This window comes from Bacillus sp. VA15, assembly GCF_055721145.1.
Window position 1 is genome coordinate 565,381 of record NZ_JBVQPQ010000001.1, and the last position, 24,898, is coordinate 590,278.

Genomic DNA, 24,898 nt, shown 5'->3' on the forward strand with positions numbered 1-24,898 from the left:
TAACATGATTAAAAAGCTATTGATCGCCAACCGAGGAGAAATTGCTGTCAGAATCATCAGAGCCTGCAAAGAGCTCGGAATTGAGACTGTCGCTGTTTATTCAGAAGCTGATAAAGATGCCCTTCATGTTCAAATGGCCGATGAAGCTTTTTGTATCGGACCGAAAGCATCAAAAGACAGCTATTTAAACGTTACAAATATTGTGAGTGTTGCAAAGCTGACAGGCACGGATGCTATTCATCCGGGATATGGGTTTTTAGCTGAAAATGCTGATTTCGCGGAATTATGTGAAGAAGTTAACGTCACATTTGTCGGCCCGAGCGCTGACGCCATTTCAAAAATGGGAACAAAAGACGTTGCGCGGGAAACGATGAAACAGGCCGGCGTGCCGATCGTACCGGGTTCACAAGGAATTATAGAAAATGTGGAAGAAGCGGTTTCACTTGCTAATGAAATTGGGTATCCTGTAATTATAAAAGCCACAGCAGGCGGAGGCGGAAAAGGAATCAGGGTTGCCCGCACCGAAGAGGAACTGATTAACGGCATTAAGATTACCCAGCAGGAAGCTGCAACTGCATTTGGAAATCCAGGTGTTTACATCGAAAAATACATAGAGGATTTTCGTCATGTTGAGATCCAAGTGCTTGCCGATAACTACGGAAATACCATCCATTTAGGGGAACGCGACTGCTCGATCCAAAGACGCCTGCAAAAGCTTTTGGAAGAATCACCATCTCCTGCGCTTGATTCAGAAATTAGGGAGCAGATGGGCGATGCAGCGGTAAAGGCTGCAAAAGCGGTTGGCTATACAGGTGCTGGAACAGTTGAATTTATATATGACTACAATGAACAGCGCTATTACTTCATGGAAATGAACACGAGAATTCAGGTAGAGCACCCAGTCACAGAAATGGTGACGGGAACTGACCTGATTAAGGAACAAATCAAAGTGGCATCAGGAATGGAACTGAGCCTCAAGCAAGAAGATGTTGAATTTGAAGGCTGGGCCATCGAATGCCGAATCAACGCAGAAAATCCAAGTAAAAATTTCATGCCGTCACCTGGTGAAATTAAAATGTACCTGCCTCCTGGTGGTCTTGGTGTCCGTATCGATTCAGCTGCGTACCCGGGCTACTCCATCCCTCCGTACTATGACAGCATGATTGCAAAAGTGATCACATACGGAAAAACGAGAGATGAAGCGATTGCCCGCATGAAGCGCGCATTGAGCGAATTTGTCATCGAAGGCATTGAGACAACAATCCCGTTCCACTTAAAACTGCTTGAACACGAAACATTTGTTGGCGGAGAGTTTAATACGAAATTTTTAGAAACATATGATGTAATGGGCTCATAATTTTTACGGAGGTGAATTGAATGAAAGACAACAGCTTGCTTAAAATGGATCAAGAAGATACGCATTTGGGTAAGGTTGAGATTGCCCCGGAAGTCATTGAGGTCATTGCCGGCATTGCAGCTTCAGAAGTTGACGGTGTTGCCGAAATGCGCGGAAACTTTGCGACAGGCGTCGTCGAACGCTTCGGTAAAGTGAATCATGGCAAAGGTGTCAAAGTCGATCTGGCGGATGATGGAATTACGATCGATGTATACTGTGTCGTTACATTTGGTGTTTCGATACCGAAAGTTGCAGCGTCCGTTCAGGAAAACATTCGTCAAACCTTATTAAATATGACGTCTCTTTCGATTAATGAAATCAATATTCACATCGTCGGCATTCAATTTGACACAAAAGCCCAGGAAGTCCAAATCGACGAAGAAATGTAAATGGCTTAACACGAAACCAAGGGGAGGGCGGCCCTTTGGTTTTTTTACACGTTACCCTTTATTTCAAAGCATGAAGAAAGCCGGCTCAAGGCAGCCGAGTTTCTTCATGATCGTGAAATCCGAATGATCATATTAAGGTGCATGAAAATATTCGGTAATAGGGTGAAAAAACCTTGATTTCAATATGCGGATACGAAAAAAATATGTTATGATCTCTTTGTGGCTTAACGACAAGCGGATAAAGAGGATCAAAGGAGAAAGAAAATGAAAAGAAGAACAGCAAGAGAAAAAGCTTTGCAGGCACTATTTCAAATTGATGTCAGCGATATTGCAGTGAATGAAGCCATAGAACACACACTGGATGAAGAAAAAACAGATCCTTTCTTTGAACAGCTTGTACACGGGGTATTGGAACATCAAGTCCAGCTGGATGAAATGATCTCCAAGCATCTGGTGAATTGGAAGCTCGATCGGATTGCCAATGTTGACCGCGCGATTTTGCGTCTGGCAGCTTACGAAATGGCATATGCCGAAGATATTCCGGTGAATGTCTCCATGAACGAAGCGATTGAGCTGGCAAAACGGTTTGGTGATGACAAAGCGACAAAATTTGTAAACGGGGTTCTTTCTAACATTAAATCTGATATTGACCAATCATAGGAGGAAAGAAAATGACTGCAACAATCATCGACGGAAAAGAAACGGCTAGAGAAAAACGCGAACAATTGGCAAAAGAGGTAGAAGAGCTTAAAAAGCAAGGGGTCACCCCCGGACTGGCGGTTATTTTGATTGGAGATGATCCTGCTTCTCACTCTTACGTGCGAGGAAAGAAAAAAGCGGCTGAAACAATGGGAATGAATTTCAAGCTTGATCAATTTGACAGCAGCCTCACAGAAGCTGAACTGCTTTCCATTATCGATCAATACAATCAAGACCCTGAGTTTCACGGCATTCTCGTTCAGCTTCCGCTTCCAGACCATATTTCTGAAAAAGCGGTGATCGAACGTATCTCTCCTGATAAAGATGTAGACGGTTTTCATCCGTTAAACGTAGGGAAAATGCTGCTTGGCGAAGATACGTTTCTTCCTTGCACGCCTCACGGAATTGTTGAGCTTTTGAAGAAAACCAATATCGACCTTTCCGGTAAAGAGGTTGTTGTAGTCGGCCGAAGCAATATTGTCGGCAAACCTGTCGGCCAGCTTTTATTAAATGAAAACGCGACAGTTACTTACTGTCATTCAAGAACAGAAAATATGACCGAACATACGAAAAAAGCGGACATCCTGGTGGTCGCAGTCGGCAGAGCCAACTTCATCAGTGCAGACCAGATCAAAGAAGGCGCTGTTGTCATTGACGTAGGCGTTAACCGTCTGGAAAGCGGAAAGCTTTGCGGAGATGTTGAATTTGAAGGGGCAAAGGAAAAAGCATCCTTCATCACGCCGGTTCCGGGCGGAGTAGGTCCGATGACCATCACGATGCTTGCGCATAATACTGTTAAATCTGCGAAACGTACGTTATCATAGATAATTGGAGATATTCACAGGCGGGGTTTTGCCCGCCGTGAATATGAGCACGATACCCGCTTCTTCAGGCTCCTAAAGCCAGAGCGGGTTTTCTTTAGTTATGGTGCAGGAATGCTTATGAGAGGAGTTTGAGACATGGGTGAAACAGCGTTTGTTACCGTCTCAGCGCTGACAAAGTATATAAAACGAAAATTCGATGTAGATCCTCACCTTGAAAATATTTGGATTAAAGGCGAATTATCGAATGTAAAAATACACACAAGAGGCCACATTTATTTCACATTGAAAGACGAAAACGCCAGAATGCAGTCGGTGATGTTCGCGAGACAGAGCGAGCGTCTGCCTTTTAAACCTGAAAACGGCATGAAGGTGCTGGTCAGAGGCGGAATTTCCGTATATGAACCGAGCGGAAACTACCAATTATATGCCAAAGAAATGCAGCCTGACGGGGTCGGAGCACTTTATTTAGCGTACGAAGAGTTAAAAAAGAAGCTTGCCGGAGAAGGTTTATTTGACGACCGCTACAAAAAACAAATCCCCGCATTTCCAGCCACAATCGGGGTTGTGACATCTCCGACGGGTGCCGCTGTTAGAGACGTCATTACAACTCTCAAAAGAAGATATCCCCTTGTAAAAGTCATTGTTCTTCCAGCGCTCGTACAAGGCGAAAATGCAAGCAGATCCATCGTTAGCCGCATTGAAGAGGCAAATGAAAAAGAGATGTGCGACGTATTAATTGTCGGGAGAGGCGGCGGTTCGATAGAAGAACTGTGGGCATTTAATGAAGAAATTGTAGCACGTGCGATCTTTGCTTCTAACATTCCGATTATATCGGCTGTCGGGCATGAGACCGACTTTACGATCAGTGATTTTGTCGCTGATATTAGAGCTGCGACACCGACAGGAGCAGCTGAGATTGCCGTACCGCATACCACTGATTTAATCGAACGGACAAAAACAGCGGAAGTCAGAATGACAAGAGCGATGCAACACCATCTCGGTCAGAAAAAAGAACGGATTCAAACGCTGCAATCCTCGTATGCCTTTCGTTTTCCAAAGCGTTTGTATGCGCAAAAGGAGCAGCAGTTTGACCTTGCCTATCAGCAGTTTCAAGCACAGCTTACCGCTCTTTTAGATCGAAAAAACAGACAGCTGGAGCGTGAAACGTACAGATTAGAGGCGCTGCATCCACTTGAACAGCTGAAGCAAGCGAGAACACGATATGAGGAACAAACAAATCAGCTGAGAAAAAATATGAATATCCAAATGAAGCAGCTGCATTCCCAATTTCAAACTGTTCTTGGCAAGCTGAATGCGTTAAGTCCTCTTCAAGTGATGGAAAGAGGATACAGCTTGGCTTATAAAGAAGACGAACTCATTAAAAGTGTCAGTCAAATAGAAGAGAAGGACCAGCTTGAGGTCAAGCTGAAGGATGGCGTGCTGACCTGTGAAGTATTAGAAAAGAGAGGGGAAGAAAAATGACAGACGTTAAAAAAAATGAAAACATGACATTTGAAGAAGCGATGAAAGGGCTTGAGAGCATTGTGTCAAAGCTTGAAGAGGGTGATGTGCCTTTAGAGCAAGCGATTAACTATTTCCAAGAAGGCATGGCTCTTTCAAAAATGTGTCACGAAAAGCTGCAAAAAGTCGAAAAACAAATGGACTTCATTTTAAAAGAAGACGGCGAACTGGCACCTTTCAGTGTTCAGGAGGAAGACGAAGGTGACAAATAAATTAACGAGCTTTCTGGCGGAGCGGAAAAAAACGATTGAAAATCAGCTTTCTGTCTATACAGAAAAGCTCGATATGCCGGACTCATTAAAAAAATCTATGCTGTATTCCCTTGAGGCTGGCGGAAAGCGGCTGCGTCCTCTCATTGTACTAGCCGTTTTAAACGCATACGGGAAAAGTGAAAAGGACGGCATTCCGGTCGGGTGTGCTGTCGAAATGATTCACACGTATTCATTGATTCATGATGACCTTCCTTGTATGGATGATGACGATTTGCGCCGCGGGAAGCCGACAAACCATAAAGTGTTCGGTGAAGCGACAGCAGTATTAGCGGGTGACGGGCTCCTGACGGAAAGTTTTAAGCTGATCACCTCCCACGTGTCAGACGAGGTGTCAGCAGAAAAGCGCCTTCGGCTTGTGAATGAGCTGATTTCAGCGGCAGGCACCGAAGGCATGGTCGGGGGACAAGTAGCTGATATGGAAGCGGAAAATCGCCAAGTCACGCTTGAAGAACTCGAATCCATTCATGAACGGAAAACCGCCAAGCTCCTCGGTTTTTGCGTAATCGCCGGTGCTATTTTGGCGGATGCGCCTGAGGAAGATATCGAAACGCTGCGTACCTTCAGCAGCCACATTGGAATCGGTTTTCAAATCAGAGACGATATTTTAGATTTAGAAGGCAGTGAAGAGAAAATCGGCAAACGTGTCGGCTCGGATACAACAAACGAAAAATCGACTTACCCGTCACTTCTTTCACTGGAAGGGGCCAAACATAAATTGGATGTTCACATAAAAGAGGCGAAGCGTTTGATCGGCGGACTCTCTCTTCAAAAAGACCTTTTATATGAGCTTTGTGATTTAATTGCGGCAAGAGATCACTAAACCGATCCTAATTTGAAGCGGCTGCACGAGATATGGTAAAATGTAAGCAGTTTATATGAAAAATGAAAAGGAAAAGCGCGTTTGTCTTTTTTTATGTCTGAGATCTGGCTGTTGTCCAGCTCGACATGCAGAAGACATGTATCATTGCAGAAATTCATGCTGAAAGTGAGTTGATCCGCTTTGGATCTTTTATCAATACAGGACCCGTCGTTTTTAAAAAACATGTCCATTGATGAATTAGAGAAATTAAGTGATGAAATCCGTCAATTTTTAATTACAACTTTATCCGCTTCCGGCGGCCACATCGGCCCAAACTTAGGTGTCGTAGAGCTTACTGTTGCGCTGCATAAGGAATTTAACAGCCCAAAAGACAAATTTTTGTGGGATGTAGGCCACCAGTCGTATGTCCATAAGCTGCTGACAGGACGCGGAAAAGAATTTGCGACGCTTCGCCAATACAAAGGGCTTTGCGGATTTCCAAAGCGGAGTGAAAGCGAGCATGATGTTTGGGAAACCGGGCACAGCTCAACTTCTCTGTCAGGCGCGATGGGAATGGCAGCTGCGCGTGATATTAAAGGAACGGATGAATTTATTATTCCGATTATTGGTGATGGCGCGCTGACCGGCGGAATGGCGCTTGAAGCCTTGAACCACATCGGCGACGAGAAAAAAGACATGATTGTCATCCTAAATGATAATGAAATGAGTATTGCACCGAATGTCGGTGCCATTCATTCTATGCTCGGAAGGCTGCGCACTGCCGGGAAGTACCAGTGGGTCAAAGATGAGCTCGAATACTTGTTTAAAAAGATTCCGGCAGTTGGAGGCAAACTTGCCGCCACGGCGGAACGGATCAAAGACAGCCTGAAATACATGCTCGTCTCCGGAATGTTTTTTGAGGAGCTTGGTTTTACGTATTTAGGCCCGGTGGACGGACATTCTTATCATGAGCTGATTGAGAATCTTCAATACGCCAAAAAAACGAAAGGCCCTGTTCTCCTGCATGTCATCACGAAAAAAGGGAAGGGGTACAAACCGGCTGAGACCGATACGATTGGAACATGGCACGGTACCGGACCATATAAAATCAATACCGGTGACTTTGTAAAACCGAAAGCAGCAGCTCCTTCATGGAGCGGCCTTGTCAGCGGCACTGTGCAGCGAATGGCGCGCGAGGACGGACGCATTGTAGCCATTACGCCGGCTATGCCTGTCGGCTCAAAGCTCGAAGGCTTCGCAAAGGAATTCCCTGACCGAATGTTCGACGTAGGAATCGCAGAACAGCATGCCGCAACGATGGCTGCAGCAATGGCAATGCAGGGGATGAAGCCGTTTTTGGCGATTTATTCAACCTTCCTGCAAAGGGCATATGATCAAGTGGTTCATGACATTTGCCGCCAAAACGCCAATGTGTTTATTGGAATTGACCGTGCAGGACTCGTAGGTGCTGACGGTGAGACACATCAAGGTGTGTTTGATATTGCGTTTATGCGCCACATTCCAAACATCGTCTTAATGATGCCGAAAGATGAAAATGAAGGACAGCATATGGTTCATACAGCACTCAGCTATGACGAAGGCCCGATTGCGATGCGTTTTCCGCGCGGAAACGGACTCGGCGTAAAAATGGATGAACAGCTGAAAACGATTCCGATCGGTACGTGGGAGGTGCTGCGTCCAGGGAACGATGCAGTCATCTTAACATTCGGTACAACAATCGAAATGGCGCTTGAAGCAGCCGAAGAGCTACAGAAAGAAGGACTCTCCGTGCGCGTTGTGAATGCGCGTTTTATTAAGCCGATTGATGAAAAGATGATGAAGAGTATCTTAAAAGAAGGCTTGCCAATTTTAACAATTGAAGAAGCGGTCTTAGAAGGCGGTTTCGGAAGCTCGATTTTAGAATTCGCTCATGATCAAGGTGAATATCATACTCCGATCGACAGAATGGGTATACCTGATCGGTTTATTGAACACGGAAGTGTAACGGCGCTTCTTGAGGAAATTGGACTGACAAAACAGCAGGTGGCAAATCGTATTAGATTACTGATGCCGCCAAAGACACACAAAGGAATTGGATCATGACGTCAAAGAAAGAACGATTAGATGTATTATTAGTGGAAAGAGGGCTGGCGGAAACGCGTGAAAAAGCCAAAAGAGCCATTATGGCGGGGATCGTCTATTCAAACGAAAACCGCTTGGACAAGCCTGGAGAAAAAATTGATCGCGACCTTCCGCTAACAGTCAAGGGAAACCCGCTGAGGTATGTGAGCAGGGGCGGCTTAAAGCTCGAAAAAGCGTTGAAGGAATTTCCCGTCTCTGTCAAGGATAAAATTATGATTGATATTGGCTCCTCCACCGGCGGTTTTACGGACTGCGCTTTGCAAAATGGAGCTAAACAGTCATACGCTGTGGATGTAGGCTATAATCAGCTTGCGTGGAAGCTTAGACAGGATGAACGGGTCGTCGTGATGGAACGGACGAACTTTCGTTATGCAACACCGGCAGACTTTACAAAGGGCATGCCGGAGTTTGCCACAATTGATGTGTCCTTTATTTCACTGCGGCTCATCCTGCCTGTCCTCAAAACATTACTCGTACCGGGCAGCGACTGCATGGCTCTAGTTAAGCCTCAGTTTGAAGCGGGACGGGAATCCGTCGGCAAAAAAGGGATTGTCAGAGATCCTAAAGTGCATGTGGATGTTCTCAAGCGAATGAATAGTTTCTCTGCGGCTGAAGGCTATATTTGCAAAGGCCTGTCATTTTCTCCAATCACAGGAGGAGACGGAAATATTGAATTTCTCCTTCATTTGCATTGGCCGGGAGAGGGACAGGAAGGACAAGAGCTGCCGGAAGAAGAGATCATCCGCGTTGTAGAAGAGGCACATAAGACGTTAAAAGAAAAAAAAGCAGATGTACCGGAATAATAGGGCGCTATTATTCCTTTTTTCTGCATTCATGTACAATTTGCAGAGAATCATATAACATAAAAGAACAGATAAGCTGGAAATAGAGGTGCTTACATGAACAAAGGCCAGAGGCATATTAAAATCAGAGAGATCATTACAAGCAATGAAATCGAAACGCAGGATGAATTGGTCGACATGCTGAAGCAGGATGGATACAAAGTAACACAAGCCACGGTTTCACGGGATATCAAAGAACTTCACCTTGTGAAAGTGCCTACGAATAACGGCTCTTACAAATACAGTCTTCCGGCAGACCAGCGTTTCAATCCGTTGTCCAAGCTGAAGCGGGCATTGATGGACGCATTTGTGAAAATAGACTCAGCAAGCCATATGATTGTGCTGAAAACGATGCCGGGAAACGCCCAGGCAATCGGAGCGCTGATGGACAATTTAGACTGGGATGAAATTATGGGAACCATTTGCGGAGATGACACGATTTTAATTATTTGCCGGACTCCTGAAGATACAGACGGCGTAAAAAACAGGCTGCTTGAGCTGCTGTAACAGAAATCTAACAAAGATAAGAGGTGTAATGCTGTTTGTTAGCTGAACTATCGATTAAAAACTTTGCCATTATTGAGGAACTGACGGTTTCTTTTGAACGAGGGCTCACGGTTTTAACAGGAGAAACCGGAGCCGGCAAATCCATCATCATAGACGCCATTTCTCTTTTAGTCGGAGGCCGCGGATCATCTGAATTTGTCAGATATGGAGAGACAAAAGCCGAGCTTGAAGGGCTGTTTCTATTGGAGAGCGGCCACCCCGTTTTTGACATATGCACTGAGCAGGGAATCGACGTTTCAGACGAAATGATCGTCATGAGAAGGGATATCAGCACGAGCGGAAAAAGCGTTTGCCGTGTTAATGGCAAGCTTGTCACGATTGCTTCGTTAAGAGAGATCGGCAGGCTTTTATTAGATATTCACGGGCAGCACGATAACCAGCTGTTAATGGAGGACGAAAATCATCTCCAGCTTTTGGACAAGTTTGCCGGAGCCGAAGTAGAAAGCGCGCTTCAAGCATATCAGGAAGGGTACCATCGGTATATGAAGCTGCTTAAAAAGCTAAAACAGCTTTCTGAAAGCGAACAGGAAATGGCCCACCGCCTGGACCTTATTCAATTTCAGCTCGAAGAAATCGAATCGGCAAAGCTCGAGCTTAATGAAGATGAACAGCTCCAAGAAGAGCGCCAGCAAATTTCAAACTTTGAGAAGATCTATGAATCGCTGCAAAATGCATATAACGCGCTTCGCAGTGAGCAGGGCGGACTGGACTGGGTCGGAATGGCATCAGCGCAGCTCGAAGATATATCCGATATTAACGAACCGCTGAAAAAACTGTCTGAAAGTGTGTCGAACTCTTACTATCTGCTGGAGGACGCTACATTTCAGATGAGAAATATGCTGGATGAGCTTGAATATGACCCGGAACGCCTGAATTATATTGAGACGCGTCTTAATGAAATCAAACAGCTGAAACGAAAATACGGTGCAACTGTTGAGGAGATTTTGGAATACGCCTCTAAAATTGAAGAAGAGATTGACCAAATTGAAAACAGGGACAGCCATCTTCAAAGCGTGAAGAAGGAGCTTGACTCAGTCGGCAAAGATGTTGCGGTGGAAGCGGCAAATGTTTCACAAATCCGGAAAGCATGGGCGAAAAAGCTGGCCGATGAGATTCATCGAGAATTAAAAAGCCTCTATATGGAAAAATCAACTTTTGATACGGAATTTAAGGTCAGAACAGCGTCTCGCAATGAGGAGGCGCCGATTGTAAACGGCCAGCCTGTTCAGCTGACTGACCAAGGAATTGATCTGGTCAAGTTTTTAATTTCAACCAACACAGGCGAGCCTTTGAAATCCCTTTCGAAAGTCGCTTCCGGAGGGGAGTTGTCCCGGGTGATGCTTGCCATCAAAAGCATTTTTTCCTCACAGCAGGATGTGACGTCGATTATATTCGATGAGGTAGATACCGGTGTAAGCGGCAGAGTCGCGCAGGCAATCGCTGAGAAGATCCATAAAGTCTCAATAGGATCACAAGTGCTGTGTATTACACACTTGCCTCAGGTAGCTGCCATGGCCGATACGCATCTTTATATTGCGAAGGAGTTAAAAGACGGCAGAACCACGACACGTGTCAAGCCGCTGTCTAAGCAGGAAAAGGTAGTGGAAATCGGGCGCATGATTGCCGGAGTCGAAGTAACAGACTTGACGAAACGCCATGCGAAAGAACTTCTAAAACAAGCGGATCAAGTCAAAACAACTGGGTAAGCTGCGCGAGAAGCGCAGCTTATTTTTTTCGCGCACATCCATTCGTTCATCAGTATATCCAATGTTTTTCTTTATATGACAGTTATAAATAAGGTGTCAGAAGGCAAAATTAAAGATGTAGCAGCAAGACATAAAGAAGGTGTGGGATAGGAGCGAGGAGAGTGAAGTAGTGAATGCCCGATAACATCAGAAAAGCAGTAGGTTTAATTCTCCTTGTTTCGTTATTAAGTGTAGGTTTATGCAAACCGCTAAAAGAGTATTTACTGATTCCAACGCAAATGAGAGTATTTGAAACCCAAACACAAGCGATTGAAACAGGTTTATCAGTAAACGCTCATGCACAAGAATCATCAGAAGCGTTTACAGTAAAGAAAGACCCGCATGAAATTAAGGTGACAGGCAAAAAATCAGGTGAGTCAGAGTTAGTATACGATCTTGCCGGATTTCCAATCAAAAAAACAAAAGTGCAGGTTCTTCCTGATTTAAAGGTCATACCTGGCGGACAATCAATCGGTGTAAAGCTTCATTCCGTAGGTGTTCTTGTCGTCGGATTTCATCAAATCAATACAAGTGAAGGCAAAAAATCTCCGGGAGAAACGGCCGGTATTGAAGCGGGCGACATCATTATTGAGATGAATGGACAGAAAATTGAAAAAATGAATGATGTGGCCCCATTTATTCAGAAAGCCGGTAAAACCGGAGAATCCTTAGATTTGCTCATTAAACGTGACAAACAAAAAATCAAAACAAAGCTCATTCCGGAAAAGGATGAAGCAGAAGGCAAGTACAGAATTGGTTTATACATCAGGGATTCTGCTGCTGGCATCGGCACAATGACTTTTTATGAACCGAAAACAAAAAAATACGGAGCACTTGGCCACGTGATTTCTGACATGGACACAAAGAAACCAATCGTAGTGGAAAATGGAGAAATTGTTAAATCAACTGTAACATCCATTGAAAAAGGGACAGGCGGAAATCCGGGAGAAAAACTGGCGCGATTTTCCTCAGAACGCAAAACGATCGGGGATATTAACAGAAACAGCCCATTTGGCATTTTCGGCACACTGCATCAGCCGATTCAAAACAACATTTCAGATCAAGCACTGCCGGTTGCGTTTTCTACTGAAGTCAAAAAAGGGCCTGCTGAAATTTTAACGGTCATTGATGATGACAAGGTAGAAAAGTTTGATATTGAAATCGTCAGCACAACACCGCAAAAATTCCCGGCGACAAAAGGAATGGTTTTAAAAATAACCGATCCAAGACTGTTGAAAGAAACAGGCGGCATCGTACAGGGGATGAGCGGGAGTCCGATCATTCAAAATGGAAAAGTGATCGGCGCTGTCACCCATGTGTTTGTAAATGACCCGACAAGCGGCTACGGCGTTCATATTGAATGGATGCTGTCAGAAGCAGGAATCGATATTTACGAAAAAGAAAAAGCAAGCTGACTGCCGGTATTTCCGGCAGTTTTTTTGTTTTGATCCCTCTTCACTTCTCGGAATACATACGGTAAAATGTACAAAAGAAGATTTTTCGACAAATTCACGTTTCCTTGTTTGTCAAATTTCATTTTTAGTCGAAAAACGGAGAAAAACATAGAATAACAAAGATATGCCACTAATATTGGTGATTATGATTTTTTTTAGAGGGTATATAGCGGTTTTGTCGAATGTAAACATGTAGCAAGGGTGAATCCTGTTAACTACATTTGGGGAGGAAGAAACGTGGAGAAAATTAAAGTTTGTGTTGCTGACGATAATCGAGAGCTGGTAAGCCTGTTGAGTGAATATATAGAAGGACAGGAAGACATGGAAGTGATCGGTGTTGCTTATAACGGACAGGAATGCCTGTCGTTGTTTAAAGAAAAAGATCCCGATGTGCTCGTATTGGATATTATTATGCCGCATTTGGATGGACTTGCGGTTTTAGAGCGGCTGAGGGAATCAGATCTGAAAAAACAGCCGAATGTCATTATGCTGACAGCCTTTGGACAGGAAGATGTCACGAAAAAGGCCGTCGATTTAGGCGCTTCCTACTTTATTCTCAAACCGTTTGATATGGAAAACCTTGTCGGACATATCCGCCAAGTCAGCGGAAATGCCAGCAGCGTGACGCATCGTGCGCCATCATCGCAAAGCAGCATTATACGCAGCAGCCAGCCTGAACCAAAGAAGAAAAATCTCGACGCGAGCATCACAAGCATTATCCATGAAATCGGCGTCCCAGCACATATTAAAGGCTATCTCTATCTGCGCGAAGCAATCTCAATGGTATACAATGACATTGAATTGCTCGGCAGTATTACAAAAGTCCTCTATCCGGACATCGCCAAAAAATTCAACACAACCGCTAGCCGTGTAGAAAGAGCGATCCGCCATGCGATCGAAGTGGCATGGAGCAGAGGCAACATTGATTCCATTTCCTCGCTGTTCGGCTATACAGTCAGTATGACAAAAGCTAAGCCGACAAACTCAGAGTTCATTGCGATGGTTGCGGATAAGCTGAGATTAGAGCATAAGGCTTCTTAAGCATGAGCATATTAACTGATGATTAAATCAAACGTCTTTTATTTATTAGTTTGCGCTGATAAATAGGAGGCGTTTTGTTTTGGGGACATTTGTTTCATGGGTGATGAATATGAAGGATCTATTTTCCGCAAGGAGGAGTGATACAGGTGTTTGAAAAATACGGACTGCTGATGGCGTTATTTATCCTGGCGCTTTGCGTGAATTCAAACATCATGACAGAATCACACATACTAGGCACCCTGATTGACTTTATTTCATTTGCAGTCATGGTTTCATGTGTTTTCGCTGCTTGGATCATAAAAAACAAACAATCAGGATCAAATTGAAACCTTTTCCCTGTAAAATCGTAAGTAAGGAAGCATTCATGAACAAAGGAGACGTACGAATGAAAAAGAAAAACGCAAGAAAGCGTGACGGGCTTCTCCTAGATTTGCTTCCCCAAGCAGCTGGCGAGCTCCTTCTCCTGCTGTTTAGATGTTTACATAAATTATTTATTTAAAGTTGAAAAAAGACTGCCGAATCGTTTCGGCAGTCTTTGCACATTAATCTTTATAAGGCACCCAGCCAGGTGTGTTCACAATTGCTTGCCATAGCGGTTCAGGCAAGTGATATTTTTCTTTGTCAGTGCCTTTTATCACGGTTTCAATTTGTTTTTCCCGGCCTTCTTTTACTTTCACTGTCCAGTCAGGGTCAACTAAAATTTCGCGTCCCAAAGCGACTAGCGGAATACCGTTTTCGATCACAGCCAGTGCGTCATCTGCGGAATGAATGGAACCGACGGCGATAAGTGGCACTTTGTTTCCGACACGTTCATTCAATAAGTCCATGCGTGTGCGAGTCGGATCTGCACCGCGGCGCGCTTTTGAGTTCACGTCCATCAGTGAGATATGAAGGTAATCCAATTCTTTATCTCCTAAAGCGTCAACAAGCGTAAAGGTTTCAGTCATTGTTAATCCTGGTGTCTCAGGTTCTTCCGGAGACAGGCGATAGCCGACTAAGAATGCACCCTTCGCATGTTCTGCAGCAGCTTTTTTCACTTCATCGACAATAGCAAGCGGGAAGGCTAATCGTTTTTCGTCGCTTCCTCCCCAGCGGTCTGTGCGCTGATTGGTTTTCGGAGAATAAAACTGCTGAATCAAGTAGCCGTTTGCGCCGTGAATTTCGACACCGTCAAAGCCGGCTTCAATGGCGCGTCTTGTCGCTTCTCCAAATGCCTTCACGATGTTTTCCACTTCTTCGTCTGTTAAGGCGCGGGCAATTTGCTTGCCGTCATCAAACACGTCACTTGGCGCTACAACTTCTTGTTGCGGAACGAGCTCAGACGGGCATTCAATGCCGCCGTGATGAATTTGCACAACAGCTTTAGCACCTTGCGCCTGAATCGCTTGCGCTAGTTTTTTTAAACCTGGAATGTTGGAGTCATCATGGATGGCCGGCTGCCCGGGAAATGCTTTTCCGTCCGGCGTGACGTTTGCGCAGGCTGTAATCACCATTCCCATCTCTTTTGAGCGGGGGATGATGTAGTCAAGCTCTGCTTCAGATATCGTACCGTCTTCATTAGAAGCGTAATGAGTCATTGGTGCTACTGTGATCCGGTTGTCGATTGTAACGCCGCTTTTAAATGTAAATGGTTCAAACAGCGGTTTATACTTAGGATTCATTTGATCATCTTCTTTCGTTTGGATTCGCACATATTCTAGCCTATATGTAAAAATTAATGCAATTGATCTGCTTTACCGGCTGAATATCTTGAGAGCAGAGTGATGTTTTCTGCGCTCTTTTTCGGGGGCTTTGTAGCCGCCGCTGATTTGGTGGCCGATGGTGCAAGTGATGACCGCTGCAGCGAGCAACAGTACGAATTTTTTCATGGCTGTAACTCTTTCTGTAAAGTGAATATCCTTTAAAAGGTTACGCCTGGCTGATCCACTCGTCAAACGATTTGCTCACATCATTCCTCAAATTTTTTAAAATGAATAAAAAGTTGCTTCTTTCCGTTAATTTTTTCTAATATGCGCCTCAATTAGAGCCATCCTCATAGACAAATGCGATTGCTTTCTTTCTAACAACAGGAAATGATCAGGTCGGATAGCCCTTTTGAAAAATGTGGAATCCAGTGCCGTCTTACGCGTCGGCTTTACAAATCTGCCATTCTGGTCAAAGATAAAAGCCAAACATCAGGAAGAGGTGATCATGTGAAACAAACGGCTCTTTTGCTGTTTACTGTGCTGTTTCTCTCAGGGTGCAGTATTGCAAGTGCGGATGACTCAGTCCCAAAGTTTACCGAAGAGGGAAAATACATTGGCTCGGCTGATCCTCATACGATTGCGGTTTCTTTGAATGGAGAAGAAACCATGATACAGGTTCCGAAGGATAAACGTGATGAATGTGAATCACTGCCAGATCACACAAATGTCCTGGTGAAATATATAAAAAAGGATAATGGAACGTTACAACTGCAAGATATTCAGCTGCAGAAGAACTCGTCATAAAAGACCGGAGGGAGAAAGTTGAGAATGTTATGGAGGAGCTTAGCTTTATGCGGATTGGCTTTGACGCTCGGACCCTATGCACAGGCAGCAGAGCCAATAGAAGGAAAAACAGTATACATTGATGCCGGACACGGAGGTGAAGACAGTGGAGCGGTCGGAAACGGGCTCTTTGAAAAGGATATTAATTTAGCAGTTTCCGAGCATGTGACGGACAAGCTGAAAGCGGAGGGAGCCAATCCAGTTGCGTCCAGATCCGACGATCATTTTCTGACCCTGGAGGAAAGATTGGCAAAGGCAAGTGCCAATCAGGCCGATCTTTTTGTTAGCATTCATGTGAATTCAGGGGTTGCTTCAGCTTCAGGAACAGAAACGTATTTTCAGTCTGATTATGAAGGGGAAAACAGCCGGCGTCTGGCGTCAGATATTCAGTCCCAGCTGGTGTCATCCTTACAAACGAGAGACAGGGGCGTGAAAGAATCAGACTTTTACGTCATTACATATTCACAAATGCCGAGTGTGCTGGCGGAGCTTGGATTTATGACAAACAGCTCTGACGCGGACAAGCTTGGAAGTGAAGAATACCAGCAAAAAGCCGCAGATGCGATTGTCACCGGCATTGACTCTTATTATGATCAGTAAGATTGATACAGCCTTAATCCTAGAGTGGAACCGCCAAAATCAGTATAATGGAGAAAACTTTAGGGCTTGAGGTGAAACGATGACAAAGATTTTTGCCCATCGGGGGGCATCAGGTCAATATCCCGAAAATACTATGCTTGCATTTGAAAAAGGAATTGAAGCCGGAGCGGACGGAATTGAGCTTGATGTGCAACTGACAAAAGACGGACGCATTGTTGTGATACATGATGAAAGACTTGACCGGACGACATCGCTCAAAGGATTCGTGAAGGATACAGTGTATAATGTGATAAAGACTGCGAATGCCGCCGCTGGTTATGATCAAACGTACAGAGATATCAAAGTGCCGCTGCTTGAAGATGTGCTCTTGTGGGCGGACAAAAAGGATTTTCTCATCAACATTGAATTAAAAAACAGCGTGATCCGCTATGAAGGAATGGAAGAAAAAGTACTGGAGGCAGTGAAGAGGTTCAATATAGAGGAAAGAATCATCCTGTCCACATTTAATCATGAAAGCTTAGCGCTATGCGCCCGGCTTGCTCCCCATATCGAACGAGCGGCATTGACTTCAGATGTGCTTTATCAGGCTGATCAGTATATCACATCAATTCCAGCTTCCGGCTATCACCCGAAGCTGAACAGCCCGGGGACAGCAGATGAAGTACTGAAGAAAATGAGGAACAGTTCGATCAAGGTAAGGCCGTATACAGTCAATCGGCCGGAAGATATGAAGCGCCTCTTTGAAGCGGGGGCAGACGGCATTTTCACCGATTTTCCTGCAAAGGCTTTGGCATTGCTAAAAAATAAATAGTTGTGTTGGAAGGAGGCTGTTGGCGCAGCCTTCTTTTTTCATTCATTCATGCCCGTTTCAAAGCATACATTCATAGAAGACAACTAGAAATTGTAAGCGCTGTCTATCTTCTGAATGAGGTGAAACCATGAGGAAAACAGTCATTGTAAGTGCTGCAAGAACACCATTTGGCAAATTCGGTGGTGCATTGAAAGAGGTGAAAGCTGCTGAGCTTGGGGGCATTGCGATGAAGGAGGCGTTACATCGCGCTGGAGTATCTGGAGATGAGGTGGAAGGAACTGTTATGGGCATGGTTGTCCAAGCCGGCTCAGGGCAGATTCCTTCCCGCCAAGCTGCCCGTCTGGCTGGAATGCCTTGGAGTGTGCCGTCAGAAACGCTAAATAAAGTCTGTGCATCCGGACTGCGCGCTGTCACCCTGTGTGATCAAATGATTCGGGCGCAAGATGCGGACATTCTTGTCGCCGGGGGAATGGAAAGCATGAGCAATATTCCATATGCCGTTCCCGCCGGGCGCTGGGGAGCGCGGATGGGAGACGGTGAGCTTAGGGACTTAATGGTTTATGACGGGTTAACATGCGCGTTTGATGAGGTGCATATGGCTGTTCACGGAAATACAGCCGCCAAGGAATATGGAATCTCTCGCAGGGAGCAGGATGAATGGGCGCTGAGAAGTCATGCGCGAGCAGCTAAGGCAGCCGATGAAGGAAAGCTTCATGATGAAATTGTTCCCGTAAGCTGGACCAACCGAAAAGGAAAAACAAATATGGTCGAAAAAGATGAAGCGATTCGGCGTGACACAAGTCTGGATCAGCTTGCAAAACTTTCTCCCATTTATACAAGTGATGGTTCCATCACAGCCGGTAATGCTCCCGGGGTCAATGACGGAGCCGGTGCGTTCGTGCTGATGTCTGAGGACGAAGCTGCTGGGCTTGGCAAACGGCCTCTGGCTACAATTCTTGGTTTTTCAACTATGGGAATGCAAGCGAATGAGCTAGCGGCAGCTCCGGGGTTTGCAATTAACAAGCTCCTGAAAAAGAACGGTTTAACTGTCCAAGATATTGACTTGTTTGAAGTAAATGAAGCGTTTGCTTCTGTTGTTTTGACATGTGAAAAAATCGTCGGTTTCGATCTTGAAAAAGTAAATGTAAACGGCGGTGCGATCGCGCTCGGCCATCCGATTGGCGCAAGCGGGGCAAGAATTCTCATGACGCTTGTTTATGAATTAAAGCGCCGGGGAGGGGGACTGGGAGTTGCCGCCATCTGCAGCGGTGCGGCTCAGGGAGATGCCGTCTTAGTGCAGGTTCATTAAAACAATGACGAAAAAGGGGATTTAAATGGAGATTAAACATATCATGGTGGCCGGTGCAGGTCAGATGGGAAGCGGAATTGCTCAAACAGCTGCCGACGCAGGTTTTTATGTGCGGATGTACGATGTGAACCCGGAGGCTGCGGAGGCAGGATTGAAGCGGTTGAAGAAACAGCTGACCCGTGATGCTGAAAAAGGAAGAAAGACCGAAGCGGAAGTGAAGGATGTGATCAGCCGCATTTCGCTCTCTCGAACGCTTGAGGAGGCAAAGCATGCGGACATTGTGATTGAGGCTATTGCAGAAAACATGACGGCGAAAACTGAAATGTTTAACACACTTGATCACATTTGTCCGCCTCATACGATTTTGGCCAGCAATACATCTTCCTTGCCTATTACTGAAATCGCTGCTGTGACAACCCGGCCTGAACGAGTCATTGGCATGCATTTTATGAATCCTGTCCCTGTGATGAAGCTAGTTGAAGTGATTCGCGGCTTGGCTACATCAGAAGAAACGGCCTTAGTTGTTATGGGATTAGCGGAAAAGATGGGGAAAACACCGGTAGAAGTCAATGATTTTCCGGGGTTTGTTTCCAATCGCATTCTTCTTCCAATGATTAATGAAGCCATCTATTGCGTGTATGAGGGGGTGGCGAAGCCGGAGGCAATAGACGAGGTGATGAAGCTGGGCATGAACCATCCGATGGGCCCGCTTACATTAGCGGATTTTATCGGGCTGGATACGTGTTTATCAATTATGGAAGTTCTTTATTCCGGCCTTGGCGATTCCAAATACCGTCCTTGCCCGCTGCTCCGCAAATATGTCAAAGCGGGCTGGCTTGGCAAAAAGAGTGGACGCGGTTTTTATCAATATGAGGAGAGGACTTTCTGAAGTCAATTCCATCCGGGGGTGGCCGAGTTGCATGTAACCCAAGAGCAAGTCATGATGCGAAAAATGGTGCGTGATTTTGCCCGAAAAGAAATTGCTCCCGCTGCTGAAATCATGGAGAAAACGGACGAATTTCCGTTTCAGTTGATCAAAAAAATGGGTGAACACGGCTTGTTGGGAATACCGGTGCCGGAACAATACGGCGGCGCAGGGGCGGATGTTATTTCTTATATTTTGGCGATTCATGAGATTTCTAGAATCAGCGCGGCTGTCGGTGTCATTCTTTCCGTTCATACCTCGGTCGGCACAAATCCGATTCTGTACTTCGGCAACGAAGAACAGAAGATGAAATATGTACCGAAGCTCGCTTCAGGAGACCATTTGGGCGCATTTGCACTGACGGAGCCTCACTCAGGATCGGATGCTGGAAGCCTCCGCACAACAGCCATCAAAAAGAACGGCAAATACCTATTAAACGGATCGAAAATATTCATTACGAACGGAGGAGCCGCCGATATCTATATCACCTTTGCTTTAACAGCTCAAGATCGAGGCAGGCACGGGATTTCAGCTTTTATCGTTGAAAAAAGCACACCCGGTTTTACTGTAGGAAAAAAAGAAAGAAAGCTGGGGCTCTATGGTTCCAATACTACGGAACTGATTTTTGATAATGCAGAAGTGCCTGAAGAAAATTTGCTTGGCAAAGAGGGTGATGGCTTTCACATTGCCATGGCGAATTTAAATGTCGGCCGCATCGGCATTGCGGCCCAAGCGCTCGGAATTGCAGAGGCGGCTCTTGAGCATGCCGTTGGTTACGCGAAGCAGCGGGTGCAATTCGGAAGGCCTATCGCAGCCAATCAAGGCATATCGTTTAAGCTGGCTGACATGGCGACAAGGGCTGAGGCAGCAAGGCATCTTGTCTACCACGCCGCAGACCTTCATAATCGCGGCTTGGCCTGCGGAAAAGAAGCGTCTATGGCTAAACAATTTGCTTCAGATTCCGCGGTGAAGGCGGCGTTAGACGCCGTCCAAATTTACGGGGGTTATGGCTATATGAAGGATTATCCGGTCGAGCGGCTGCTTCGCGATGCAAAGGTGACGCAAATCTATGAAGGGACGAACGAGATTCAAAGACTGATTATTTCCAAGCATCTGCTTGGCGGAACCTGATAGACAAAAAACGCAAAACGGAGGTTGAGGATATGGTGGAGAAACAGCATTATTCTCCGGGTTTGGACGGTGTGATCGCGACAGAAACTCATATTTCTTATCTTGACACGCAGTCCAGCCAGATTTTGATACGAGGCTATGATTTAATAGATCTTTCTAAAACAAAAAGCTACTTGGAGATTGTTCATTTATTGCTGGAGGGCAGGCTGGCGGAAGAAAGTGAAATGGAAGCGCTGGAAAGAAACATAAACAGTGCATCAAGCCTGCCTGCTGATCATCTCCGTCTGCTTGAACTACTCCCTGAGCACATTCATCCGATGGATAGCCTGCGTACCGGTCTGTCGGCACTTGCCGGCTATGATCGGCACATAGATGATCGCACTCCTTCTGCAAACAAAGAACGCGCCTATCAGCTTCTCGGGAAAATGCCTGCCCTCACTGCTGCCAGCTACAGGATCATCAATAAGAAAGAGCCGCTTCTTCCGCTTCAAACCCTATCCTACAGTGCAAACTTTCTATACATGATGACAGGGAAATTGCCGTCCTCACTGGAAGAACGGATTTTTGACCGCTCCCTCGTCCTGTACAGTGAGCACGAGATGCCGAATTCAACCTTTGCGGCAAGGGTCATTGCTTCTACACATTCGGATCTTTATGGTGCTTTGACAGGAGCTGTCGCCTCCCTGAAAGGGAATCTTCACGGAGGAGCAAACGAAGCTGTGATGTATATGCTTTTGGAGGCGAAAACAACGTCCGATTTTGAGCAGCTTCTGCAAATAAAACTGAAAAGAAAAGAAAAAATTATGGGGTTCGGCCACCGGGTGTATATGAAAAAAATGGACCCGAGAGCACTCATGATGAAAGAGGCGCTGCAACAATTATGCGATAAAGCCGGTGACCATCGTTTATACGAGATGTGTGAAGCAGGAGAGCGGCTGATGGAGAAGGAAAAAGGGCTTTACCCGAATTTGGATTACTACGCTGCCCCGGTGTATTGGATGCTCGGCATACCGATTCCTTTGTATACACCTGTCTTTTTCAGCGCGAGAACGTCCGGTTTATGCGCCCATGTGATCGAACAGCATTCCAATAACCGTCTCTTCCGCCCCCGTGTCAGCTATATGGGCCCGCGCCATCAGGCCGAATCATAAATCATGAAAGGAACTGGTAGCATGCTGAAAACGGATCATGTCATTGAAGAAATTACAGACTATGTGCTTGAGAAAGAGATTACAAGCTCAGAGGCATATACAACAGCGGGGCATGTGTTGCTGGATACGCTGGGCTGCGGGATTTTGGCGCTCCGGTATCCCGAATGCACAAAGCTGCTTGGCCCGATTGTTCCCGGAACGATTGTGCCGAATGGAAGCAAAGTACCGGGAACATCATATATTCTCGATCTGGTGAGGGCAGCGTTTAATATCGGGTGCATGATCCGCTGGCTCGATTACAACGATACGTGGCTGGCGGCGGAGTGGGGGCATCCGTCGGATAATCTGGGAGGAATCCTTGCCGCTGCTGATTATGTATCGAGAGTAAGGCTGTCTGAAGGAAAAGAGCCTTTAACGGTACGCGACGTACTTGAAATGATGATCAAAGCACACGAGATTCAAGGTGTGCTGGCGTTAGAAAACAGCTTGAACCGAGTCGGCCTTGATCATGTACTGTTTGTCAAAATTGCGACAACTGCTGTTGCAGCAAAGCTTTTGGGCGGCAGAAGAGAAGAAATCAAAAATGCGCTTTCGAATGCATGGATTGACAATGCAGCCTTGAGGACATACCGGCATTCACCGAATACAGGCTCGCGTAAATCATGGGCGGCAGGAGATGCAACTAGCAGAGGTGTTCATTTGGCGCTGATGGCGTTAAAAGGGGAAATGGGTTATCCGACAGCGTTAAGCGCACCGGGATGGGGCTTCCAAGACGTTCTATTCAATAAGAAAGAGATCAAACTTGCCCGTCCGCTCGATGCTTATGTCATGGAAAATGTGTTATTTAAAGTGTCTTATCCTGCGGAATTTCACGCCCAGACAGCGGCAGAGTGCGCCGTCATTCTTCATCCCCAGGTAAAGGGCCGGATTGATGAGATTGACCGAGTTGTCATCAGAACGCACGAATCCGCTATCCGAATCATTGATAAAAAAGGCCCGCTTCACAATCCCGCTGATCGTGATCACTGCCTCCAATACATTACAGCAATCGGTTTGCTTTTTGGTGATATTACCGCGCAGCATTATGAAGCTGAAACAGCGAGTGATCCGAGAATAGATAAGCTACGGGATAAAATGGAAGTGACTGAAAATAAAACATATACGGAGGATTACCTGAAACCCGATAAGCGTTCCATTTCAAATGCCGTTCAAGTTTATTTTAAAGACGGAACGAGCACGGAAATGGTGGAATGTGAATTTCCGCTCGGCCATCGTTTTCGAAGAGACGAAGCAGTGCCGAAACTGCTGGAAAAGTTTTCTGCCAATCTCAAAACTCATTATGCTGATAAACAGCACAAACACATTTATGAGCGCTGTACCAGCTATGAGACATTACAAACGATGCGCGTAAATGAATTCGTAGATATGTTCTGCATGTAAAAGAAGGGGGGCTTGCGTCATGTCGTGGATCGTCAATAAACAATCGTCACAAGAGGAGCTTGCCGGGCGTTTCCGCAAGCTGATGTCAGCGCCGGACATTCTGCAAATTCCCGGCGCTCATGACGGGATGGCCGCCTTGCTTGCAAAGGAGGCCGGTTTTTCTTCCATTTATTTGTCTGGTGCGGCATATACAGCCAGCAGGGGGCTTCCTGATTTAGGGATCATCACGTCGACAGAAATGGCTGATCGGGCCAAAGATCTTGTGCGTGCAGCAGACCTGCCTCTGCTTGTTGATATCGATACGGGATTTGGCGGTGTGTTAAATGCCGCCCGAACCGCCCGCGAGATGCTTGAAGCCAGAGTAGCCGCCGTTCAAATCGAAGACCAGCAGCTTCCGAAAAAATGCGGACATTTAAATGGCAAACAGCTTGTTCCGATAAAGGAAATGGCTCAAAAAATAAAAGCGATCAAACAAGCGGCGCCCTCCCTTGTCGTTGTTGCCCGTACTGATGCTAGGGCACAGGAAGGACTTGATGCCGCAATAAAACGGTCAGAGGCTTACATTGAAGCGGGAGCGGACGCGATATTTCCGGAAGCGCTTCAGGCGGAGAACGAATTCCGCCAGTTTGCTGAGTGCATCTCCGTTCCGCTCCTTGCGAATATGACCGAATTTGGGAAAACGCCGTATTATCGCGCCGATGAATTCGAAGATATGGGGTTTCGCATGGTGATTTATCCTGTCACATCGCTTCGAGCGGCGGCAAAAGCTTATGAACGAATGTTTGGTTTGATGAAGGAGCGCGGCTCACAAAAAGAAGGGCTTCATCATTTGCAGACACGGAAAGAACTGTACGAGACGATTTCTTATTATGACTATGAAGCGTTAGATAAAACAATTGCCAAGACCGTTTTGCCTGACGAATAGTTTCGACTAACAAAAGCCGGAGAGTTCTCCGGCTTTTTTGCAGCTATCGTTTTCTGAATCGCGGGCTGACTTGATTGCGTTTTCTGTCTCTGAATAAAATGAACCCGGCCAGCACATAAAGGCCGAACACAAAAAAGATAAATCCTGACAAACCTTGGAGCCAAAGAGCTCCGAATGGCTTTATCGTATGGCCGAAAAGCGTATCCCTCATCAGTTTAATGCCTAAAGCGGAAATGGCACCGGGGATGACTAATATCAAAAGCGCAAGAAGTCGGCTCATCCTCAGAAAACTCCTTTATCTTTTCATTTCCTTTATTGTCCAGCGGAAAAAATATTTTGTCAAGAGAAGAAAACGTGGTAACATAGGGTTGTGCAAATTATTGCAAC

At 45.7% G+C, this 24,898-nt stretch carries 26 protein-coding genes; 23 read left to right on the top strand and 3 right to left on the bottom strand.

Annotated features, from left to right (window positions below):
* The first annotated feature begins 4 nt into the window (after nucleotides 1-4).
* The 14 genes from accC (at nucleotide 5) to AC0DBE_RS03120 (ending at nucleotide 14,017) form a co-directional block, all read left to right on the top strand.
* On the top strand, nucleotides 5-1,357 hold the full coding sequence (accC, locus tag AC0DBE_RS03055) for an acetyl-CoA carboxylase biotin carboxylase subunit (RefSeq protein ID WP_014114367.1): 1,353 nt from the start codon (nucleotides 5-7) through the stop codon (nucleotides 1,355-1,357).
* A 20-nt stretch (nucleotides 1,358-1,377) separates the two neighbouring features.
* Nucleotides 1,378-1,785: a fatty acid biosynthesis protein YqhY gene (gene yqhY, locus AC0DBE_RS03060; RefSeq protein WP_003236896.1), complete on the top strand. Its 408-nt coding sequence runs from the start codon at nucleotides 1,378-1,380 to the stop codon at nucleotides 1,783-1,785.
* Nucleotides 1,786-2,049: 264 nt separating this feature from the next.
* A complete protein-coding gene (gene nusB / locus AC0DBE_RS03065; protein ID WP_472961035.1) occupies nucleotides 2,050-2,445 on the top strand; it encodes a transcription antitermination factor NusB in 396 nt (131 codons plus the stop codon).
* Nucleotides 2,446-2,456: 11 nt separating this feature from the next.
* Nucleotides 2,457-3,308 (top strand): bifunctional methylenetetrahydrofolate dehydrogenase/methenyltetrahydrofolate cyclohydrolase FolD, encoded by an 852-nt coding sequence (gene folD, locus AC0DBE_RS03070; RefSeq protein WP_014114365.1) that lies wholly within the window; start codon nucleotides 2,457-2,459, stop codon nucleotides 3,306-3,308.
* 135 nt (nucleotides 3,309-3,443) lie between these two features.
* Complete coding sequence (gene xseA / locus AC0DBE_RS03075) at nucleotides 3,444-4,790, top strand: exodeoxyribonuclease VII large subunit (protein ID WP_439846223.1); 1,347 nt, start codon at nucleotides 3,444-3,446, stop codon at nucleotides 4,788-4,790.
* On the top strand, nucleotides 4,787-5,041 hold the full coding sequence (locus AC0DBE_RS03080) for an exodeoxyribonuclease VII small subunit (RefSeq protein ID WP_003226409.1): 255 nt from the start codon (nucleotides 4,787-4,789) through the stop codon (nucleotides 5,039-5,041). The genes xseA and AC0DBE_RS03080 overlap by 4 nt, the downstream gene beginning before the upstream one ends.
* Entirely contained in the window at nucleotides 5,031-5,921 is an 891-nt protein-coding gene (locus tag AC0DBE_RS03085) for a polyprenyl synthetase family protein (protein WP_072182049.1), read from the top strand. Before AC0DBE_RS03080 ends, AC0DBE_RS03085 begins: the two co-directional genes overlap by 11 nt.
* 180 nt (nucleotides 5,922-6,101) lie before the next feature.
* The gene (gene dxs / locus AC0DBE_RS03090) at nucleotides 6,102-8,003 is read left to right on the top strand and encodes a 1-deoxy-D-xylulose-5-phosphate synthase (RefSeq protein ID WP_061186892.1); all 1,902 of its coding nucleotides are present in this window, start codon (nucleotides 6,102-6,104) and stop codon (nucleotides 8,001-8,003) included.
* Complete coding sequence (locus AC0DBE_RS03095; RefSeq protein WP_072566534.1) at nucleotides 8,000-8,845, top strand: TlyA family RNA methyltransferase; 846 nt, start codon at nucleotides 8,000-8,002, stop codon at nucleotides 8,843-8,845. The genes dxs and AC0DBE_RS03095 overlap by 4 nt, the downstream gene beginning before the upstream one ends.
* A 96-nt stretch (nucleotides 8,846-8,941) precedes the next feature.
* Entirely contained in the window at nucleotides 8,942-9,391 is a 450-nt protein-coding gene (gene argR / locus AC0DBE_RS03100; RefSeq protein WP_014114358.1) for an arginine repressor ArgR, read from the top strand.
* 35 nt (nucleotides 9,392-9,426) lie between these two features.
* The gene (gene recN / locus AC0DBE_RS03105; protein WP_472961040.1) at nucleotides 9,427-11,157 is read left to right on the top strand and encodes a DNA repair protein RecN; all 1,731 of its coding nucleotides are present in this window, start codon (nucleotides 9,427-9,429) and stop codon (nucleotides 11,155-11,157) included.
* A 173-nt stretch (nucleotides 11,158-11,330) separates the two neighbouring features.
* Entirely contained in the window at nucleotides 11,331-12,611 is a 1,281-nt protein-coding gene (gene spoIVB, locus AC0DBE_RS03110; RefSeq protein ID WP_014114356.1) for a SpoIVB peptidase, read from the top strand.
* A 276-nt stretch (nucleotides 12,612-12,887) separates the two neighbouring features.
* Nucleotides 12,888-13,691 carry a sporulation transcription factor Spo0A gene (gene spo0A, locus AC0DBE_RS03115; RefSeq protein WP_003226427.1) on the top strand — a complete coding sequence of 268 codons (804 nt, stop codon included), beginning with the start codon at nucleotides 12,888-12,890 and terminating at the stop codon, nucleotides 13,689-13,691.
* Nucleotides 13,692-13,837: 146 nt separating this feature from the next.
* The gene (locus AC0DBE_RS03120) at nucleotides 13,838-14,017 is read left to right on the top strand and encodes a hypothetical protein (protein WP_061186895.1); all 180 of its coding nucleotides are present in this window, start codon (nucleotides 13,838-13,840) and stop codon (nucleotides 14,015-14,017) included.
* 216 nt (nucleotides 14,018-14,233) lie between these two features.
* Here the strand turns inward: AC0DBE_RS03120 and AC0DBE_RS03125 are convergent, their stop codons facing one another.
* Both AC0DBE_RS03125 and AC0DBE_RS03130 read right to left on the bottom strand, forming a co-directional pair.
* Entirely contained in the window at nucleotides 14,234-15,352 is a 1,119-nt protein-coding gene (locus AC0DBE_RS03125) for an NADH-dependent flavin oxidoreductase (RefSeq protein WP_072566533.1), read from the bottom strand.
* 72 nt (nucleotides 15,353-15,424) lie between these two features.
* Nucleotides 15,425-15,559 (bottom strand): hypothetical protein, encoded by a 135-nt coding sequence (locus tag AC0DBE_RS03130; RefSeq protein WP_152024368.1) that lies wholly within the window; start codon nucleotides 15,557-15,559, stop codon nucleotides 15,425-15,427.
* Nucleotides 15,560-15,883: 324 nt separating this feature from the next.
* Here AC0DBE_RS03130 and AC0DBE_RS03135 point away from each other — a divergent pair, with 324 nt between their 5' ends.
* The 9 genes from AC0DBE_RS03135 to prpB all read left to right on the top strand — a co-directional run bounded on the left by AC0DBE_RS03135 (nucleotide 15,884) and on the right by prpB (nucleotide 24,511).
* Entirely contained in the window at nucleotides 15,884-16,180 is a 297-nt protein-coding gene (locus AC0DBE_RS03135) for a hypothetical protein (protein ID WP_014114342.1), read from the top strand.
* Between the two features lie 18 nt (nucleotides 16,181-16,198).
* On the top strand, nucleotides 16,199-16,819 hold the full coding sequence (locus AC0DBE_RS03140) for an N-acetylmuramoyl-L-alanine amidase family protein (RefSeq protein WP_472961045.1): 621 nt from the start codon (nucleotides 16,199-16,201) through the stop codon (nucleotides 16,817-16,819).
* 79 nt (nucleotides 16,820-16,898) lie between these two features.
* Nucleotides 16,899-17,630, top strand: a complete 732-nt coding sequence (locus AC0DBE_RS03145) for a glycerophosphodiester phosphodiesterase (protein WP_014114340.1) — start codon at nucleotides 16,899-16,901, stop codon at nucleotides 17,628-17,630.
* Nucleotides 17,631-17,757: 127 nt separating this feature from the next.
* Complete coding sequence (locus AC0DBE_RS03150) at nucleotides 17,758-18,939, top strand: acetyl-CoA C-acetyltransferase (protein ID WP_087986897.1); 1,182 nt, start codon at nucleotides 17,758-17,760, stop codon at nucleotides 18,937-18,939.
* Nucleotides 18,940-18,964: 25 nt separating this feature from the next.
* Nucleotides 18,965-19,828 carry a 3-hydroxybutyryl-CoA dehydrogenase gene (locus AC0DBE_RS03155; RefSeq protein ID WP_014114337.1) on the top strand — a complete coding sequence of 288 codons (864 nt, stop codon included), beginning with the start codon at nucleotides 18,965-18,967 and terminating at the stop codon, nucleotides 19,826-19,828.
* A gap of 27 nt (nucleotides 19,829-19,855) precedes the next feature.
* Complete coding sequence (locus AC0DBE_RS03160) at nucleotides 19,856-20,995, top strand: acyl-CoA dehydrogenase (RefSeq protein WP_014114336.1); 1,140 nt, start codon at nucleotides 19,856-19,858, stop codon at nucleotides 20,993-20,995.
* A 32-nt stretch (nucleotides 20,996-21,027) separates the two neighbouring features.
* Nucleotides 21,028-22,146 carry a citrate synthase gene (gene mmgD / locus AC0DBE_RS03165; RefSeq protein ID WP_472961048.1) on the top strand — a complete coding sequence of 373 codons (1,119 nt, stop codon included), beginning with the start codon at nucleotides 21,028-21,030 and terminating at the stop codon, nucleotides 22,144-22,146.
* Nucleotides 22,147-22,167: 21 nt separating this feature from the next.
* Entirely contained in the window at nucleotides 22,168-23,586 is a 1,419-nt protein-coding gene (locus AC0DBE_RS03170; RefSeq protein ID WP_472961050.1) for a bifunctional 2-methylcitrate dehydratase/aconitate hydratase, read from the top strand.
* A gap of 19 nt (nucleotides 23,587-23,605) precedes the next feature.
* On the top strand, nucleotides 23,606-24,511 hold the full coding sequence (prpB, locus tag AC0DBE_RS03175) for a methylisocitrate lyase (RefSeq protein WP_061186903.1): 906 nt from the start codon (nucleotides 23,606-23,608) through the stop codon (nucleotides 24,509-24,511).
* Between the two features lie 43 nt (nucleotides 24,512-24,554).
* On the opposite strand, the gene AC0DBE_RS03180 is transcribed toward prpB, so the two are convergent.
* Complete coding sequence (locus tag AC0DBE_RS03180; protein ID WP_003226453.1) at nucleotides 24,555-24,791, bottom strand: DUF2627 domain-containing protein; 237 nt, start codon at nucleotides 24,789-24,791, stop codon at nucleotides 24,555-24,557.
* Nucleotides 24,792-24,898: the final 107 nt, after the last annotated feature.

What these genes read in the sequence shown, in the direction of transcription:
- yqhY (WP_003236896.1), top strand. Translation starts at nt 1,378, where the DNA reads ATGAAAGACAACAGCTTGCTTAAAATGGATCAAGAAGATACGCATTTG.
- argR (WP_014114358.1), top strand. Translation starts at nt 8,942, where the DNA reads ATGAACAAAGGCCAGAGGCATATTAAAATCAGAGAGATCATTACAAGC.
- spoIVB (WP_014114356.1), top strand. Translation starts at nt 11,331, where the DNA reads ATGCCCGATAACATCAGAAAAGCAGTAGGTTTAATTCTCCTTGTTTCG.
- AC0DBE_RS03150 (WP_087986897.1), top strand. Translation starts at nt 17,758, where the DNA reads ATGAGGAAAACAGTCATTGTAAGTGCTGCAAGAACACCATTTGGCAAA.
- xseA (WP_439846223.1), top strand. Translation starts at nt 3,444, where the DNA reads ATGGGTGAAACAGCGTTTGTTACCGTCTCAGCGCTGACAAAGTATATA.
- AC0DBE_RS03170 (WP_472961050.1), top strand. Translation starts at nt 22,168, where the DNA reads ATGCTGAAAACGGATCATGTCATTGAAGAAATTACAGACTATGTGCTT.
- prpB (WP_061186903.1), top strand. Translation starts at nt 23,606, where the DNA reads ATGTCGTGGATCGTCAATAAACAATCGTCACAAGAGGAGCTTGCCGGG.
- AC0DBE_RS03145 (WP_014114340.1), top strand. Translation starts at nt 16,899, where the DNA reads ATGACAAAGATTTTTGCCCATCGGGGGGCATCAGGTCAATATCCCGAA.
- AC0DBE_RS03155 (WP_014114337.1), top strand. Translation starts at nt 18,965, where the DNA reads ATGGAGATTAAACATATCATGGTGGCCGGTGCAGGTCAGATGGGAAGC.
- mmgD (WP_472961048.1), top strand. Translation starts at nt 21,028, where the DNA reads ATGGTGGAGAAACAGCATTATTCTCCGGGTTTGGACGGTGTGATCGCG.
- AC0DBE_RS03080 (WP_003226409.1), top strand. Translation starts at nt 4,787, where the DNA reads ATGACAGACGTTAAAAAAAATGAAAACATGACATTTGAAGAAGCGATG.
- accC (WP_014114367.1), top strand. Translation starts at nt 5, where the DNA reads ATGATTAAAAAGCTATTGATCGCCAACCGAGGAGAAATTGCTGTCAGA.
- folD (WP_014114365.1), top strand. Translation starts at nt 2,457, where the DNA reads ATGACTGCAACAATCATCGACGGAAAAGAAACGGCTAGAGAAAAACGC.
- AC0DBE_RS03180 (WP_003226453.1), bottom strand. Translation starts at nt 24,791, where the DNA reads ATGAGCCGACTTCTTGCGCTTTTGATATTAGTCATCCCCGGTGCCATT.
- AC0DBE_RS03125 (WP_072566533.1), bottom strand. Translation starts at nt 15,352, where the DNA reads ATGAATCCTAAGTATAAACCGCTGTTTGAACCATTTACATTTAAAAGC.
- nusB (WP_472961035.1), top strand. Translation starts at nt 2,050, where the DNA reads ATGAAAAGAAGAACAGCAAGAGAAAAAGCTTTGCAGGCACTATTTCAA.
- AC0DBE_RS03130 (WP_152024368.1), bottom strand. Translation starts at nt 15,559, where the DNA reads ATGAAAAAATTCGTACTGTTGCTCGCTGCAGCGGTCATCACTTGCACC.
- AC0DBE_RS03095 (WP_072566534.1), top strand. Translation starts at nt 8,000, where the DNA reads ATGACGTCAAAGAAAGAACGATTAGATGTATTATTAGTGGAAAGAGGG.